Source organism: Clostridium pacaense (genome assembly GCF_020709765.2).
In the GTDB taxonomy this organism is placed as follows: Bacteria; Bacillota; Clostridia; order Lachnospirales; family Lachnospiraceae; genus Enterocloster; species Enterocloster hominis.
The window spans coordinates 1-262 of the sequence record NZ_JAJFEB020000136.1 but is presented as its reverse complement, the minus strand read 5'-3'; the positions used below and the strand labels follow the sequence as shown (position 1 = coordinate 262).

Genomic DNA, 262 nt, shown 5'->3' with positions numbered 1-262 from the left:
GAATCGCTGACCGGACACTCCAGGTACCAGCTCTCAAATTTCAGATATTCTGCCATAGGATGTTCCCTGTCGTAGCCGCGGGGGACACTTTTAAGTGCCATGCCCCTGACCGTGAAGGTTTCCTTGAAATCAGGAGACTGGATAACCTGTTCCCACTGGCTGGGATGCGTAAGGATATGGTCCCGTATCATGGCGGTTGCATCCTTAAACATATCCGTGAAAAGCCCTCCTCCTAACAAGGACTGGCCGCCGGGTTTTATCA

1 protein-coding gene is annotated in these 262 nt (G+C 51.9%); it reads right to left on the bottom strand.

Annotated features, from left to right (window positions below; translation table 11 throughout):
* Positions 1-212: DUF2461 family protein (locus LK536_RS58815; protein ID WP_506092334.1), on the bottom strand; the 212-nt coding region annotated here is incomplete at its 3' end.
* Positions 213-262 lie beyond the last annotated feature (50 nt).